This is a genomic window from Geobacter sp. AOG2, assembly GCF_019972295.1.
In the GTDB taxonomy this organism is placed as follows: Bacteria; Desulfobacterota; Desulfuromonadia; order Geobacterales; family Pseudopelobacteraceae; genus Oryzomonas.
On the sequence record NZ_BLJA01000001.1, the window covers coordinates 594,121 to 611,225 of the forward strand.

A 17,105-nucleotide genomic window follows, 5' to 3' on the forward strand; every position below is an offset into this window, starting at 1 on the left:
ATACGGAGGCAGTCATGTCGGTCCACAAGAACGCCCGCGTAGGAACAAAGCTTTTTGCCGGGTTCCTGTTTCTGGCCGTTATCGCCACGGCGGTGAATGTGGTGAACGCGTTGCGGCTGGCGCACATCAAAGGGATGCAGCAGCAACTGTACGCGCAGGATATCAAGCCGATGAAAGAGCTGGTCGATCTGACCGAGGCGTTCCAGAAGATGAGGGTGGCCACCCGCGACGTCACCATAGCGCAAACCCCGGAAGCCAGGCAGAAGGGAAGCGCTCTGCGCAAAGAGAGTTTCAGGGCCGCAAACGAGGCCTTGATCGCGATTGCCGCCAGTTCCGGCGAATCGAGGGCCGCCGCGGACGAACTGCGGAAATCCATCACCCGGTACAATGCCATCCTCGACACGATCTACGAGATGATTGTCGCCGGCAAGGCCGCCGAGGCGGACGCCTTCGGCAGGACCCCCGAGGTTGCCGCCACCGTCAAGGCCAGCACCGAGCAGCTCAAGGCGCTGACTGCCGCCAAGATCGCCCACGGCAACAAGAACACCGAGGCGGCCATCGCCATCACCGATTCCTCGTTGATCCTGTCGGTGGTCTGCACCGTGGTCATGCTGGCGATTGCCTTCGTGTTCGGCATGGTGAGCACCCGCTTGATCACCCGGCCGGTCCACAGCCTGGTGCAACAGGCGGAAAAGATCGCCGCCGGCGACCTTACGGTGAAGATCGAGCAGGAATCCCGGGATGAGATCGGCGTATTGGCCGGCTCCTTCGCCAAGATGGCCGAAAACCTGCGCGATACCCTGGGGAGGGTCAAGGCCACCTCGGACCAGGTGGCGACCGCTTCCAACCAGCTCCAGTCCACATCGGAGCAGATCGCCACCGGGGCCGAAGAGGTCTCCGGCCAGGCACAGACCGTGGCCACCGCCAGTGAAGAGTTGTCGGCCACCTCCGGCGATATCGCCCAGAACTGTCATGCTGCGGCCCAAAGCTCCCGGCAGGCGACCGGTGCCGCCCAGACCGGCGCCGAGGTCGTGGCGCAGACGGTCAGCGTCATGACCCGCATCGCCGAGCGGGTCAACGCAACGGCCCGGAGCGTCGAGGGGCTTGGAACCCGTTCGGACCAGATCGGCACCATCGTCGGCACCATCGAGGATATTGCGGACCAGACCAACCTCCTGGCCCTGAACGCGGCGATCGAGGCGGCCCGGGCCGGCGAACAGGGGCGGGGGTTTGCGGTGGTCGCCGATGAGGTGCGGGCTTTGGCCGAGCGCACCACCAAGGCGACCAAGGAGATCGGCGCCATGATCAAGGCGATCCAGACGGAAACCAAGGGGGCCGTTTCCGCGATGGAAGAGGGGGTCAGGGAGGTTCGCCAGGGTACGGAAGAGGCGGCGAAATCCGGCGGGGCCATTCAGGAGATCCTTCACCAGATAGACGCGGTCTCCATGCAGGTGAACCAGATCGCGACGGCGGCCGAGGAACAGTCGGCGACGACCACCGAGATCACCAGCAACATCCACCGGATTTCCGGCGTGGTCCATCAGACGGCCCAGGGTTCCCAGAAATCCGCCGCCGCCGCGGCGCAGCTCGCCAGGCTGTCGGATGATCTCCACTCCCTGGTCGAACAATTCAAGTTGGCCTGATCGGGGGAACGGGTTGTGAACATGCCCGATCCGGCTCCCTGCCGGAAGACGCCGTTTCAAACTTCGGAGTAGCACGGGCTCGATAACGAGCCTCCTTCATGTGGTGGGGGGAGCGATCCCCCCTTTTTTCAGTCCTGTTCCCGATCCGGTTTTGCCGCGGGGCGCCGGTGGTCCGCCTTGACCGCCTTGACCGCCTTGACCGCCTTGACCGCCTTGACCGCCTTGACCGCCTTGACCGCCTTGACCGCCTTGACCGCCTTGACCGCCTTGACCGCCTTGACCGCCTTGACCGCCACCGTGCGGCAGCCGGTGGCGTCCGCCCTCCTTCCTCATGCAAATCGGCATTTGCTCTTGAAAATATCCACGTCTCCCGGTATGCTATCCAATTCAACACCGGTTCGAATACCCCACGCTCAAAGCATGCGCCGAAACACCATTTCTTCCCGCCTCACCGTCGAGCGGCACATGCGCGATACCAGCACCATACAAAAGGCAGCCCTATGAAAACCATCGAAGCACCTAAAAAGCAGGGACTCTACGATCCCCAGTTCGAGCACGACGCCTGCGGCGTCGGTTTCGTGGTCAACATGAAGGGGAAGAAATCGCACGAGATCGTGCGCCAGGCCCTGACCGTCCTCGTCAACCTCGACCACCGCGGCGCCTGCGGCTGCGAGCCCAATACCGGCGACGGCGCGGGCATACTCATCCAGATGCCGGACCGCTTTCTGCGCAAGGTCTGTGGGCCTTTGGGCATAGACCTGCCCGAGCCTTCCCGCTATGGTGTCGGCATGGTGTTCACCTCGCCCGACCCGACGGAACGCAACAGCGCCCGCCACATCCTGGAAAGGATCGTCGTCGAGGAAGGGCTCAAGATCATCGGCTGGAGGGATGTCCCCACCGACCACTCCTCCCTCGGGATCACCGCCAGGGCCAGCGAGCCGGTGGTGCGCCAGTTGTTCCTCAAGGCGGGCGCCGATGATTTGGACGAATTGTCGTTCAACCGCAAGCTCTACGTCGTCAACCAGCGGGCGATCAACCAGATCCGTCGCGCCGGTGTGGACAAAAACTGGTACGTGGCCAGCATGTCCAGCCGGACCATGATCTACAAAGGCATGCTCATGCCGGTCCAGGTGGACCAGTATTACCCCGACCTGCGCGATCCGGCGATGGAAACGGCCCTGGCGCTGGTGCATTCCCGCTTTTCCACCAATACCTTCCCCAGTTGGGACCGGGCCCATCCCTACCATTTCCTGGCCCATAACGGCGAGATCAACACCCTGCGCGGCAACGTCAACTGGATGCACGCCCGTCAGTCGCTCTTCAGCAGCCCCCTGTTCGGGGACGACATCAAGAAGGCCCTGCCGATCATCAACACCGACGGCTCCGACTCGGCCATGTTCGACAACTGTCTGGAGCTTCTGGTCATGGCCGGCCGCTCGCTCCCCCATGCCGTCATGATGATGGTGCCCGAGCCGTGGGAAAACCATGAGACCATGGACCCCGCGAAGAAGGCCTTTTACGAGTATCATTCCTGTCTGATGGAGCCGTGGGACGGCCCCGCCGCCGTCGCCTTCACCGACGGCCGCAGCATCGGCGCCGTGCTCGACCGCAACGGCCTGCGTCCGTCGCGCTATTACGTCACCAGCGACGATCTCGTCATCATGGCCTCAGAGGCCGGGGTGCTGCCGATCGAACCGGAGCGGGTCCTGCGCAAGGGCCGCCTGCAGCCGGGCCGGATGTTCCTGGTGGATACGGAACAGGGGCGCATCGTGCCGGACGAGGAGATCAAGCGCGAGCTGGCGGACGCCAAACCCTACGGCCAGTGGCTGAAGGATAATCATATCCTCCTCGAGGATTTGCCCGACGCGCTCCATGTGTACGGGCCGGACCACGATACGGTCCTGCAGCGCCAACAGGCCTTCGGCTATACCTTCGAGGATCAGCGCGTCATCCTGGGACCCATGGCGATGAGCGGCGTCCAGCCGCTCGGCTCCATGGGCACCGACACGCCGCTGGCGGTATTGTCCGATCAGCCGCAACTGCTCTACAACTATTTCAAACAACTCTTCGCCCAGGTGACCAATCCGCCCATCGACCCGATCCGCGAGGAGATCATCACCTCCACCACCACCCTGATCGGTTCCGAGGCCAACCTGCTCAAGCCGGCCGCCGCGAGCGCCCGCATGATCAGGCTGGAACACCCTTTGCTCTCCAACGAGGAGCTTGAAAAACTGCGTCACGTGGAGAAGCCCGATTTCAAGGCCGTAACCCTGTCGCTGCTCTTCCCGGCGGCGGAAGGTCCCGCCGGGCTGGAAAACGCCCTGAAGAAGCTGTTCGAGGCAGCCCTCATAACGGTCGAGGCCGGCACCACCATCCTGGTCCTCTCCGATCGCGGCGTCGACAAGGATCATGCCGCCATTCCCGCCCTTTTGGCGGTCTCCGGGCTTCACCACCACCTGATCCGGACGGCTACCCGCACGCGGGTCTCGCTGGTGCTCGAATCGGGCGAGCCGCGGGAGGTTCACCACTTCGCCGTGCTGCTCGGCTACGGCGCCAACGCCATCAACCCCTACCTGGCCTTCGAATCCCTGGACGACATGATCCGGCAGGGGATGCTGACGGACATCACCTACAAGAAAGCGGTCAAGAACTTCATCAAGGCCTCCATCAAGGGCGTGGTCAAGACCATGGCCAAGATGGGCATCTCCACCGTGCAGAGTTACCGCGGCGCCCAGATCTTCGAGGCGGTCGGCCTGCATCAGTCGGTGATCGACACGTACTTTACCTGGACCCCGTCGCGTATCGGGGGCACCGATCTTGCCGGGATCGCCACGGAACTCCTGGCGCGGCACCGCCGGGCCTGGCCCGAGCGGGTGCCCGCCGAGCCCACCCTGGACGCGGGCGGAATCTACCAGTGGCGCGAGGCCGGGGAAGAACACCAGTACAATCCGCTTACCGTCAGTTCGCTCCAGAAGGCGGTCCGCACCGGCGACTACAACGAGTTCAAACAGTTTTCCTCGCTGATCGACGAGCAGGACACCAGGCTGTACACCCTGCGCGGATTGCTGGATTTCAGGAAAACCATCGTCCCGGTGCCGCTCGACGAGGTCGAGCCGGTGGAAGAGATCATGAAGCGCTTCAAGACCGGTGCCATGTCCTACGGTTCCATCAGCCAGGAAGCCCACGAGGCGTTGGCCATCGCCATGAACCGCATCGGCGGCCTCTCCAATACCGGCGAGGGGGGGGAGGACCCGGAACGCTTCACCTGGACCAACGAACAGGGGGATTCCAAGAACAGCGCCATCAAACAGGTGGCGTCGGGACGTTTCGGCGTCACCAGTGACTATCTCTCCAATGCCCGCGAGATCCAGATCAAGATGGCCCAGGGGGCCAAACCGGGCGAGGGGGGCGAGTTGCCCGGCCAGAAGGTGTTCCCCTGGGTCGCCAAGACCCGCCACACCACGCCGGGGGTCGGTCTGGTCTCGCCGCCGCCGCACCACGACATCTATTCCATCGAGGATCTGGCCGAACTGATCCATGACCTGAAAAACGCCAACCGCCGCGCCCGCATCAGCGTCAAGCTGGTGTCCGAGGTGGGGGTCGGCACCATCGCGGCCGGCGTTGCCAAGGCCCATGCCGACGTGGTGCTCGTCAGCGGTTACGACGGCGGCACCGGCGCCTCGCCGGTCTCCAGCATCAAGCACGCCGGCCTGCCCTGGGAGTTGGGCGTGGCCGAGACGCACCAGACCCTGGTCCTGAACAATCTGCGCAGCCGTATCGTCATCGAGGCGGACGGCCAGCTCAAGACCGGCCGCGACGTGGCCATCGCCGCCCTCTTGGGGGCCGAGGAGTTCGGGTTCGCTACCGCGCCGCTGGTCTCCCTCGGCTGCATCATGATGCGCGTCTGCCACAGCAATACCTGCCCGGCCGGCGTGGCCACCCAGGACCCGGTCCTGCGGGCCAAGTTCACCGGCAAGCCGGAATACGTGGTCAACTTCATGCGTTTCGTGGCCCAGGAGTTGCGGGAGATCATGGCCAAGCTCGGATTCCGGACCCTGAACGAGATGGTCGGGCGCGCGGACGTCCTGGAGCCCCGCAAGGCCATTGCCCACTGGAAGGCCAAGGGGCTCGATTTCTCCAACATCCTGTACCAGCCCCAGGTGGGCCTGGATGTGGGGCGTTACTGCATGGAGTCCCAGGACCACGGCCTGGAGAAGTCCATCGACATGACCAGGCTCCTGGAACTGTGCGAGCCCGCCATCGAGCGTGGCGAGAAGGTCAGCGCCGAGTTGCCCATCACCAACGTGGACCGGGTGGTGGGGACGATCCTCGGCAACGAGATCACCCGCCATCATGGCCCCCAAGGGCTCCCGGACGGTACCGTCAACCTGCTGTTCAACGGTTCGGCCGGCCAGAGTTTCGGCGCCTTCGTGCCCCGCGGGATCACCCTGGCGCTGTGCGGCGACGCCAACGACTACCTGGGCAAGGGGTTGAGCGGCGGCACGATCCTGGTCTATCCCCCCGAGGGGTCGCCCTTCAAGGCGGAAGAAAACATCATCGCCGGCAACGTGGCCTTTTACGGCGCCACCAGCGGTGACGCCTTCATCCGCGGCATGGCCGGCGAGCGCTTCTGCGTGCGCAACTCCGGCGTCAATGCGGTGGTCGAGGCGGTGGGCGACCACGGCTGCGAGTATATGACCGGCGGCACGGTGGTGATCCTCGGCCCGACGGGACGTAACTTTGCCGCCGGCATGAGCGGCGGCGTGGCCTACGTGCTGGACGAGGACGGGGATTTTGCCGGCCGCTGCAATACCCAGATGGTTGGGCTCGAGGGGCTTGACGACCGGGATGTGTCCATTGTGCGGGAGATGATCGGCCGCCACGGGGAGTTGACCGGAAGCGAGCGCGCGGCAGCCGTACTGGCAGACTGGGATGGGTTCCTGCCCCGGTTCGTCAAGGTCATGCCCAAGGACTACAAACGGGTTTTGCAGGCTATCGAACGGGCGCAGGCCGCCGGTCTGAGCGGAGACGATGCCCTGAACGCGGCTTTCGAGGAGAACGCCCGGCTCGGGGAATAATGAGCGTTACGTTTAATTTCAGTACATCGTATATAATAGGCTGTTGAGAAATTCAGGTTGTTCAAAAATAGTCGGATCGTCGCACCCGTAGAAAGCTCTGAGGAGGCGTAGCAGCGCTACGCCGCACGAAAGGGCTTTCGAGGATGGCGGCGAGATGGCTGTTTTTCAACAACCTCATAGGGAAACGACATGGGAAAAACAACCGGATTTTTGGAATATCAGCGCGAAGTGCCGAGCGACCGGGAGCCGTTGGAACGGGCCCGGGACTGGAACGAGTTCCATCTGCACATGAGCGACGACGCTCTGCGTACCCAGGGGGCCCGCTGCATGGATTGCGGCATCCCGTTCTGCCATACCGGGAAGCTCATCAGCGGCATGGCCAGCGGCTGCCCGATCAATAACCTGATCCCGGAATGGAACGATCTGGTCTACCGCAACCTCTGGCGGCAGGCTCTGGACCGGCTGCACAAGACCAACAACTTCCCGGAGTTTACCGGGCGCGTCTGCCCGGCCCCCTGCGAGGGCTCCTGCACCCTGGGCATCATCGACCCTCCCGTGACCATCAAGAATATCGAGGTCAGCATCGTGGAGCGGGGTTTTGACGAGGGTTGGATCGTTCCGGTGCTGCCGCGGGTGAAGACGGGCAAGCGGGTGGCCGTGGTCGGGTCCGGGCCGGCCGGTCTCTCGGCGGCGGCCCAGTTGAACCGGGCCGGACACAGCGTCACGGTCTTCGAGCGGGAGGATCTGCCCGGCGGGCTTTTGATGTACGGCATCCCCAACATGAAGCTGGACAAGCGCAAGGTGGTCCTGCGCCGCATCAAGCTGATGGAGGCGGAAGGCATCTCCTTTGTCTGCAACACCGAGATCGGCGGCGCGGCCTTCCCGGCCGAACGGCTGCGCAGCGAGTTCGATGCCGTGGTGCTGGCGACCGGAGCCACGGTGCCGCGCGATCTCCCCATCGAGGGGCGCGGCCTGAAGGGAATCCACTTTGCCATGGATTTCCTGACCGCCAACACCAAGGCGGTGATCAACAGGGGCAGCGGCTTCATCACCGCCCAGGACCGGGACGTGGTGATCATCGGCGGCGGCGACACCGGCACCGACTGCGTCGGCACCTCCCTGCGCCACGGCTGCAAATCGGTCACGCAACTGGAGATCATGCCCCGCTCGCCCGAGGAGCGTGCCGCCGACAACCCCTGGCCCGAGTGGCCCAAGGTGCACAAGGTGGATTACGGCCAGGAAGAGGCCGCCGCCCGGTTCGGCGACGACCCGCGGGTCTACCTGACCACCGCGACGAAATTCGAAGGGGACGGGAACGGCCAGGTGGCTGCGGTCCACACGGTTCAGGTCGCTTGGGAGAAAAACGAGAAGGGGCAGTTCGTGCCCACGCCGGTGCCGGGCACCGAGCAGGTGCGTCCCGCCGGTCTGGTGCTGTTGGCCATGGGCTTCCTCGGGCCGGAACAGGCTTTGCTCGAATCCCTGGGCCTGGAGCGGGACCCGCGGAGCAACGTCAAGGCCGACTACGGCCGGTACGCCACCAGCCTGCCGGGGGTCTTCGCCGCCGGCGACTGCCGCCGGGGCCAGAGCCTGGTGGTCTGGGCCTTCAACGAGGGGCGCGGCGCGGCGCGGGAGTGCGACCGGTATCTGATGGGGACGACGGAGTTGCCGTAAATTCTGGCCTTTGTCCCCCCGGATGTGGCCTAATCATTCGTAATTGCTGCCCTGGTTTTTCCAACATTAAACAAAACAGTACTTGTTGTTTAGTAGTGGCGGCTTGACGATCTCCCTGGATTTGTGTACTATTTGAATGTGTACAAGGATACGGGGGTTCCACATGCCAAGAATAGCTGTTGAAGATAATAGCCGGATGTCCCTGAGAATACGTCCGGACGATAAGGCGCTGTTGATGCGCGCCGTTGCCTACGCTCATACCGATCTCACGGATTTTGTGCTGCGCACTACCATGCAGGCGGCGAAGGCTGTGATTGCCCAAGCCGAACACGCTTTGCTGTCGGAGCGCGACAGCCTGCGCGTATTGGATGCTTTGGAGAATCCGCCCGCGCCAAACGCGAAGCTGCTGGCGGCGGCCCATGCTTTGCCGAAGCAATCGTGACGATTCCCCCTTGGCATGAAGAGCCGATTTCCAAACGGCACAATCGGGAAGCGTTTGATTGTGGCGATACTGTATTGAATGATTTTTTGCGCAGTTATGCGCGTCAAGCGCATGACCAGGGCGGGGCCAAAACCTTTCTTGCGATCAGAGACGATGACGCGCCGCCGGTTCTTGGATTTTATTCCCTCAGTCCCGCCTCTGTAGAATTTTCCCGCGCCCCTGCTGTCGTCAAGCGGGGATTGGCACGGTATGACGTGCCTGTTTTTCGCCTCGGCCGGCTGGCTGTCGATCGGTCCATGCAGGGCAAGGGGCTCGGGGGGCAACTTCTGCTGTCTGCCGGTAGGCGTTGCCTTCGCGCCTCTCAAGACGTGGGGGGCGTGGCGATGCTGATTGATGCCAAAAATGACGGCGTAGCACACTGGTATGCCGGCTATGGCGCGTTGCCCCTTCTGGACACTCCTCTGTCTTTGCTTCTGCCGCTGTCAACCATCCGAACGGTTTTGGAAGCCGCCGGAAAATTATAAATCCACACCACGGCACTAAGACAGCGGCCCCACGGTTTGCTTTACCCGCCCACCGTATCACAGCCTTTCATTTTTGGCGATCAGGCTGCTCCCGCCGCTCGACATACGACCGCAAAACGGCATTAATGCGGGACGGACAGCCTTTGCCGGTCCGACGAAAGCAGTCCGGAACTTCCCGGTCGATTCGCATGTTAAGCACGGCTTTGGGTTGCGGCGATTCAACGGTACTGTTCGCCCAATCCATGACCATGTCGGCTTCATCGGCATCGGAAGCAACGCGGGCCTCGATCTTGGCCTTTGTCATGTCGGCAGCCTTCCCCCAATCGGAACGTGTGCCCTTCTCTTCGGCCAATTTGGTCAATTCTTCATCCGTATATTTGACGATACGCTCTTTCCTCGCCATCGCGCGCTCCCCCGCTTGGCGCTCACATCCACCATCACGCATTGCCCTCTTCATCGAAATGATTGAATTCCATACCCGGCGCCTGTGGTTTTTTTGATGTATCATAGTGTAATTTATCGGCAAATCGAGCGGATTAAACGTTTGACACGCGCCGCCGGACGTACTAGTCTGGCCTTTCATGGTATTTTTGTGATATTATACCAACTTCGGCATGGAGCCCCTGCATGATGCGGGGTGCGCAGCACCGGCAACCGGCCATAATTTACGCTGTATATGGAAAAGGAACGTTTTCGTGGAACAATCCCGCGACCCTCTCAAGCGAGTTGAAAAGGATCTTAAAAAATGTGTGAAGTGCGGCGCTTGCCGGGCTAATTGCCCGGCCTTCACCGCCTTTCAGCGCGAGCCGGCCGTCGCCCGCGGCAAGGTGGCCCTGGCCCAGCATATCCTCAAGGACGACATCGAACTGGACGACCAGACCTACGTGGCCATGTCCAAGTGCCTGTTGTGCGGCAGTTGCGTGGAGAAATGCCCGAACGAGGTGCCGACCGACGAGATCGTCGTGGCCGCGCGCGAGGCCCTGGCCCAGCGTCGCGGTCTGACCACCTTCCACGCGGCCGTCGGGCAGGTGATCAAAAACCGCACCCTGATGAAGATGGGCGCCAGGATGGCCGGTCTGCTCGGCCCGCTCTTCTTCAGGAAGGTGCCCGAAACCTCGGGCCTGCGGCTGCGGTTCCCGGTGCCGTTCATCGGCAACAAACGCCACATCCCGGCCATCGCCAAAAAGCCCTTCATGGACCGGCATCCCGAGGTGATCCCCGGTGAACCGGGCAAGCCGCGGATCGTCTTCTTTGTCGGCTGCATGACCAACTTCGTCTATACGGATATCGGCGAGGCGGCCCTGGCGCTTTTCCGCCACCTGGGCTGCACGGTGATCATCCCCAAGGGACAGCAGTGCTGCGGCCTGCCGGCCATGTCGGGAGGAGACGTCGCCACGGTTCGGGAGCTGGCCGAGAAAAACCTGGCGGAGATGGAACGGTACGAAGCCGACTACGTCATGAGCGCCTGCGCCACCTGCGGCGGCGCCCTGCACCGTTTCTACCCGCTGGTGGTGGGCAAGCGCAACCCGGAGTTGCGGGCGCGGCTGGACGCCCTGGCGAAAAAGACGGTGGACGCCACCCAGTTGCTGCACCAGTTGGGGCTTAACCCCGCCGAGACCGGGGCGGGCGACGCAGTGCGCATAACCTACCATGATCCCTGCCACCTGCGCACCCGCGGCCTGACCAAACAGCCCCGCGAGCTCCTGCAGGGCACGCCCGGCATCGAGCTGGCCGAGATGGAGGGGGCCGACCGCTGCTGCGGCCTGGGAGGCACGTTCAATGTCTACCACTACGGCTCGTCCATGACCATCAACGACGCCAAAAGCCGCGCCATCATCGATACGGCGGCCCGGGTCGTGGCAACCGGTTGTCCCGGCTGCATGATGCAGCTTTCCGACGGCCTGAAGCAGCACGGCTCCCGCGTCCAGGCCCTGCACACGCTGCAACTGCTGGCCCGGCGATTGAAACTTTGATACGCTTTTTTATTGTACTTAAATATTTTTATTATGGCTTATAATCTTTGCTCCTGATAAATAATTTTTATTGACATAATAAGGCAAATTGTATACAAAGCCCGGCATAAAAATGGGTTCTATTTCTGGTAGGGTGTGCATGAGTGACTTCAATATCGGTGCAAAAATCAAGAAGCTGCGACTCGCCAAAAAAATGACCCTTCAGGCGGTGGCCAGGGAAACGGGGTTCTCTCCCGCCCTTATCTCCCAGATCGAGAATAATAACGTATCTCCTCCGATTGCCACGCTGTCCAAGATCGCCAAGTTTTTTGATGTCAAGATCGGGATATTCTTCGCCGAAGACGAGGAGGAGTGCCGCTTCGAGATCGTCCGCTCCCACGAGCGCAAGGCCATCCCGCGGGTCATCTCCCGCGCCGGCACCAGCCAGGGCTACTCCTATGAGTCCCTTTCCTTCCGCAAGCAGAGCAAGAAGATGGAACCCTTTCTTCTTACCGTTTCGGAGAAGGCCCTCGAGGAGAATACTTACAGCCATGACGGCGAGGAGTTTCTGTTCGTCATGAAAGGGACGGCCGACCTGTTGCTGGATGATCGCAGGATTACCCTCTACGAGGGGGATTGCGTCTACTTCGATTCCGTCCTGAAGCATCGCCTGCTCTCCAAGGACGGGGAAGAGGTGAAGGTGCTGGCCGTCGTGACGAGATAGTTTCCGCCCGGAAAGGGCTCTTTTCCGCCCATGCCGTCCCCCAGTTCCCGTGGCAATTTCATACGCAATGACAAGTGTGTTTACTCAATAGAGTCTGACGCTGCTGAAAAATTCCCTGTATCGGAAGGATAGCGGAGATGTCCAAGAAAGCGATTAAACCGTCACTGCAAAACCCCTTTGCCCCGCCCGAGGTCGTCAAATTCACCATTCCCGGAGAGATCCCCGGCAAGACCGGCGGTTATGAAGAGGTGATGAAGGAAGGCCATGACCTGATCCATCGCCCCATCAGATCGGTCAGCATCGACCAGATCGAAAAACAGCACTTCAAAAAGCGGATGACGGTCTGGGAAAGAATCCGCGTCCTTACCGAAAACGAGCCGAACATCCTGTTCCAGAACTGGGGCAAGAACCTGGACGGCGCCTCCCTGGTCACCGGCATCCTCAATATCCGCGGCCGCGACGTGGCTGTCTACGGACACGACTTTACCGTCCGGGCCGGCTCCATGGACGCCACCAACGGGAACAAACTGGCCCGCCTCTTCCAGATGGCCGGCGAGAAGGGCATCCCGCTGATCGGCATGAACGACAGCGCCGGCGCCTACGTGCCCGCGGGGGTCGGCGGCCTGGACGGTTACGCCGAGGCCTTTACGGCGCTTCGGAAGATCAGCGGCGTGGTCCCCAGCATCATGTGCATGTTCGGTTTCAACGCCGGCGGCGGCAGCTACCTCCCCCGCCAGGGAAGCTTCGTGATCCAGCCCAACGACACGTTCTTCGGCCTGACCGGCCCCGGTGTCGTCAAGTCGGTCCTGGGCGAGGACGTCACCCCTGAGGAGCTTGGCGGACCCAAGGTCCACGGGCTGTCGGGCGTTGCCGACCTCACCGTCGAGGACGAGGTGGGCGCCCTGAGGACCGCACTCCAACTGCTGAACTACCTGCCCGACAACAACAGCGTACTGGCCCCCTTCCAGCAGACGAGCGACCCCCTCGACCGCAAGACCTGGGAGATCAACACGCTCCTGAAGAAGGCGTTCAACTCCCCCACCGGTTTCAATACCCCCTTCGACGTGTCGATCATGATCCAGCAGATCTGCGACCACGGGGACTATTTCGAGATGCAGCGGGACCGGGCGCGTAACGCCATCACCGCCTTCGGCCGCCTGGGCGGCAACGTGGTCGGCTTCGTGGCCAACAACAGCGCCGTGGCCTCCGGCCAGATCGACGTGGACGCGGCCTACAAGATTGCCCGCTTCAACCGTTTCTGCAACATCTACAACATCCCGCTGATCTTCATGGAAGACACCACCGGCTTCCTGCCGGGGCGCGAGCAGGAGGCCCGCGGCATCGTGCAGGCCGGCCGCGCCATGCTGGACTCCATCGTCGATATCAGAACGCCGCGTATCCTGCTGATCATCCGCAACGCCTACGGCGGGGCCTACGCCTCCTACAACAACTACCCCACCGGCGCCGACCTGGTGCTGGCGCTGCCGACCACCCGGCTGGCGGTCATGGGTCCGGCCGGCAAGGAGTTCGTCTACAAGGATGAACTCCGCAAGGTGCGCAACGCGGTTGCCGAGCAGGTGAAGCAGGGAGCCCAGGAGCGGGTCGCAGCCGGCATGGAGCCCGGCGAGGCCAAGAAAGAGGCCGAAAAGGACGCGACCGAGTGGTTGAAGGCACGGGAGGCCGAACTTAACCTCCGCTATGAAAAGGAGTTGATGAACCCCAAAGAAGCGCTCAGTCTGGGCTCCATCTCCTCGCTCGTGATGCCCACCGACCTGCGCAAGGTGCTTGGCGAGAACCTGAACTTCTTCCTCCGCCATTACCAGCCTTCTGCCATGCAGGCGGTGCAGCGCGAGTTCTACTAATCTATTTTACGACGAGATTGGAGATAGAGACCCATGTCACATGCTTCCGATTACTACCTGAATAATCCCCTGATCCACCGGGATCGCCGCCTGGGCACCGCCGCTTCCGAGTGGGTGCGCTCCTTTTCCTGCGAGGACCTGAAACCGCTCATCGTCTGCCGCGGCCCGATCCGGAAAGAGGCGATGGATGTGTACCAGGAGATGGGCATCACCCATTACGGAATCCTGCTCTCCGAAAAGGACTCCATTGTCTACCCCAACGCCCTGGCCCCCGAACTGCGGCAGCTGACCGATTCCAACCGGGTGCATCGCGTGCCCGACTACACCGGGGCCAGCAAGGAAGAGCGGGTGGAGCGTATCCACCAGATCATCCGCATCGCCCAGGACAACGGCTACGACTCGATCTTCGCCGGTTACGGCTTCATGGCCGAGGATGAGGAGTTCGTCGCCGCAATCGAGAAGGCCGGCCTCACCTTCATCGGCCCCTGCGCAAACACCCAGGCCCGGGCCGGCAAGAAGGACGAAGCCAAGCGGACCGCCCTTACGGTGAATGTCAGCGTCACCCCCGGCGTCAACAACGTAACGGCCCTGACCCTGCTCAAGAAACACCCCACCCGGGAAAAGCTCCTGGCGCTGGTCAAGGCCGAAGGGCTTACCTGCGACGCCAAGGTGCTCAAGGACGCCAAGCTGCCGCTTGAAGAACTGGCCGACCATGTCCTGTTCGCGTCCTACGCCAAGGGGATCGACCTCTTTACCATCGAGGAGTTGTGCGCCCAGGTCCAGAGCGAAGTGGCCGAACTGTTCCGCAAGTACCCCCGCAACCGTTTCCGCCTGAAGGCCATCGGCGGCGGCGGCGGCAAGGGACAGCGCATTGTCGGCGCCGCGCTTCTGGCGGCAAAGAACGCCGACGAGAAGATGATCGCCAAGGCCGCCGCCGAGGCGCCCGCCATGGTCCGCGAGATCCTGAACGAGGTCAAGGCCAACGGCGTCGGCGACAACAAGAATATCCTGATCGAACTCAATATCGAGCAGACCCGCCATAACGAGATCCAGCTCCTGGGCAACGGCGAATGGTGCATCTCCCTCGGCGGCCGCGATTGCTCCCTGCAGATGCACGAACAGAAGCTGCTGGAGGTCTCCGTCACCCAGGAAGGCCTGGCCGAGGCCATCGCCAAGGCAAAGGCCGCCGGCAGGAAGGAAGAGGTCAAGGCCCTGGAGAGCGACCTGAAGGTGCTCAAGCGGATGGAAGAGGAATCGGCCCGTTTCGGCCAGGCGGTCGGCCTGGACTCCGCCTCCACCTTCGAGTGCATCGTCGACCGCGACCGCCATTATTTCATGGAGGTCAATACCCGCATCCAGGTGGAGCACCGGGTCACGGAGCTCTGCTACAGCCTCAAGTTCACCAACCCCAAGGACAAGAACGACTTCTTCATCGTCGAATCCCTGGTCGAGGCCATGGCGCTCCTGGCGCGGCACAAGAAACGCCTTCCCAAGCCGGAGCGGATCGTCCGTTTCAACGCGGCCGTGGAAGCCCGCCTGAACGCCACCGACGCCTCCCTCTCCCCCCATGCCGGCGGCATGATCCGCTACTGGTCCAAGCCGATCGAAGGGGAGATCCGCGACGATCAGGGCATCAGCATGCTGAATCCCGACACCGCCGTATTCATGAAGTACAAGGTGGCCGGGGCGTACGACTCCAACATCGCCCTGCTGCTCACCAAGGGCGAGGACCGTCATGCCAGCTACGAATGCCTGTCCGAGGTGCTGCGCAGCACGACCCTGCGGGGCAGCGCGCTGGCCACCAACCTGGAGTTCCACTATGGCCTCGTGAACTGGTTCCTGGGCAGGAATGTCATGGCCAAGCCGACCACCCGGTTCGTGGTCCCGTATCTGACCCTGGTGGGAACGCTGAAGGAAGAGGCCAACAAGCTGGACCCGGTGTATGCCTTCCTGCAGATGAAGAAACACTACGACAAGCTGGTGTGCGAGCAGTACGCCGATCAGCCCGAGCTGTGCGCCAAGGAGCGCAAACACATGTCGGCCCTGCTCGACCGCAAGGGCACCCTCATCACCCGTCCCATGGAGCGCCTCCTGGACGACCCCCATCTGCTTTCCGGCTGGTTGAGCATGAACACTATCAACTTCCGCATCGAAAAAGGGCGGGTCATCTGGCTGAGGAACCCTCTCGGGGTCCTGAACGAGACCTACGAATACCTGCACATGTCCTATCGTCCGCACAAGCCGGCGGCCGAGATCATCTGGAGCCACGACAACGAGCTGTTGCAGCAGTCGCTGCACTTCTACCGCACCCTGCGCGAGAAGCTCGGCCTGGCGCGCGACGAATATTTCCAGCTCAACGAACTGCTGAAGAAGGAACAGCCCCAGGGCGGCTTCGACGCCGAGCAGTGGAGCCAGATCCGCTCCGCCCATTCCGGCTACGAGGCCGGGCTCGAACTCCTCGGCATGCTGTTCCTGGTGGGCGGAAACACCAAGTTCTGGGATATGCGCGTCCTGGACGACCTGGAAATCGTCATCCCCGATTACCTGACCGATCCCGATTTGCAGGCCCGGATGAAGAAGGTCCTGGTGCCGCCGCCCGCCACCAAGGCCGATGAGATCGTCGCCGCCTGCGGCGGGATGTACTACGGCCAGGAAGCGCCGGGGCTCCCCCCCTTCGTACACGAGGGGATGCACTTCGAGAAGGACCAGCCGCTCTACATCATCGAAGTCATGAAGATGTTCAATACGATCAGGGCCCCGTTCTCCGGGACGGTGGACAAGATCATCATGGACGGCGGGGACGGAACGATCGTACAGAAGGGGCAGCCGCTCTTCAAGATCACGCCGGACGAGAAATTCGTCGAGGTCGATCCCAAGCTGCTTGAGCGCGAGAAGCGAGAGCGGACGGCGGAATACCTGAAGGCGGTCATCTAGAAGGCCCCTCAGGTCGAAGGCGCAAGTACGCCTTAGGGACCGGAACCGGTTGAGTCGTCGATGTGCCAGCGGACCCCGCCTGAAAAGACGGGGTCCGCCATTTGGGACACCGGCAGGCTGCCGAAAAACTCAGGTTGTTCAAAAATAGTCAGATCGTCGCACCCGCAGAAAACCCCGAGGAGGCGTAGCAGCGCTACGCCGCACGAAGGGGTTTTCGAGGATGGCGGCGTATAATTATGCGTGAGCATAATTATCGGTGACGAAGCGATAGCGTA

General features: G+C 62.3%; 11 protein-coding genes. 9 read left to right on the plus strand and 2 right to left on the minus strand.

Annotated features, from left to right (window positions below; genetic code table 11):
• The first annotated feature begins 14 nt into the window (after positions 1 to 14).
• Positions 15 to 1,643 carry a methyl-accepting chemotaxis protein gene (locus tag LDN12_RS02560; protein WP_223921126.1) on the plus strand — a complete coding sequence of 543 codons (1,629 nt, stop codon included), beginning with the start codon at positions 15 to 17 and terminating at the stop codon, positions 1,641 to 1,643.
• A gap of 128 nt (positions 1,644 to 1,771) precedes the next feature.
• Here LDN12_RS02560 and LDN12_RS02565 read toward each other — a convergent pair whose 3' ends face one another.
• A complete protein-coding gene (locus LDN12_RS02565; protein ID WP_223921127.1) occupies positions 1,772 to 1,939 on the minus strand; it encodes a hypothetical protein in 168 nt (55 codons plus the stop codon).
• A 204-nt stretch (positions 1,940 to 2,143) separates the two neighbouring features.
• Between LDN12_RS02565 and gltB the strand changes: the two genes are divergently transcribed.
• The 4 genes from gltB to LDN12_RS02585 all read left to right on the plus strand — a co-directional run bounded on the left by gltB (position 2,144) and on the right by LDN12_RS02585 (position 9,358).
• Entirely contained in the window at positions 2,144 to 6,721 is a 4,578-nt protein-coding gene (gltB, locus tag LDN12_RS02570; RefSeq protein ID WP_223921128.1) for a glutamate synthase large subunit, read from the plus strand.
• Between the two features lie 189 nt (positions 6,722 to 6,910).
• On the plus strand, positions 6,911 to 8,392 hold the full coding sequence (locus tag LDN12_RS02575; RefSeq protein WP_223921129.1) for a glutamate synthase subunit beta: 1,482 nt from the start codon (positions 6,911 to 6,913) through the stop codon (positions 8,390 to 8,392).
• A 163-nt stretch (positions 8,393 to 8,555) separates the two neighbouring features.
• Positions 8,556 to 8,834: a DUF1778 domain-containing protein gene (locus LDN12_RS02580; protein ID WP_223921130.1), complete on the plus strand. Its 279-nt coding sequence runs from the start codon at positions 8,556 to 8,558 to the stop codon at positions 8,832 to 8,834.
• Positions 8,831 to 9,358, plus strand: coding sequence for a GNAT family N-acetyltransferase (locus LDN12_RS02585; RefSeq protein WP_223921131.1), 528 nt, complete (start codon positions 8,831 to 8,833; stop codon positions 9,356 to 9,358). The genes LDN12_RS02580 and LDN12_RS02585 overlap by 4 nt, the downstream gene beginning before the upstream one ends.
• Before the next feature lie 67 nt (positions 9,359 to 9,425).
• On the opposite strand, the gene LDN12_RS02590 is transcribed toward LDN12_RS02585, so the two are convergent.
• Positions 9,426 to 9,761 (minus strand): BrnA antitoxin family protein, encoded by a 336-nt coding sequence (locus LDN12_RS02590; RefSeq protein WP_223921132.1) that lies wholly within the window; start codon positions 9,759 to 9,761, stop codon positions 9,426 to 9,428.
• 292 nt (positions 9,762 to 10,053) lie between these two features.
• Here LDN12_RS02590 and LDN12_RS02595 point away from each other — a divergent pair, with 292 nt between their 5' ends.
• The 4 genes from LDN12_RS02595 to LDN12_RS02610 all read left to right on the plus strand — a co-directional run bounded on the left by LDN12_RS02595 (position 10,054) and on the right by LDN12_RS02610 (position 16,830).
• Positions 10,054 to 11,331: a (Fe-S)-binding protein gene (locus LDN12_RS02595; RefSeq protein WP_223921133.1), complete on the plus strand. Its 1,278-nt coding sequence runs from the start codon at positions 10,054 to 10,056 to the stop codon at positions 11,329 to 11,331.
• A 139-nt stretch (positions 11,332 to 11,470) separates the two neighbouring features.
• The gene (locus tag LDN12_RS02600) at positions 11,471 to 12,034 is read left to right on the plus strand and encodes a helix-turn-helix domain-containing protein (protein ID WP_223921134.1); all 564 of its coding nucleotides are present in this window, start codon (positions 11,471 to 11,473) and stop codon (positions 12,032 to 12,034) included.
• Between the two features lie 137 nt (positions 12,035 to 12,171).
• Positions 12,172 to 13,896: an acyl-CoA carboxylase subunit beta gene (locus LDN12_RS02605; protein WP_223921135.1), complete on the plus strand. Its 1,725-nt coding sequence runs from the start codon at positions 12,172 to 12,174 to the stop codon at positions 13,894 to 13,896.
• 33 nt (positions 13,897 to 13,929) lie between these two features.
• Complete coding sequence (locus LDN12_RS02610; RefSeq protein WP_223921136.1) at positions 13,930 to 16,830, plus strand: biotin/lipoyl-containing protein; 2,901 nt, start codon at positions 13,930 to 13,932, stop codon at positions 16,828 to 16,830.
• Positions 16,831 to 17,105: the final 275 nt, after the last annotated feature.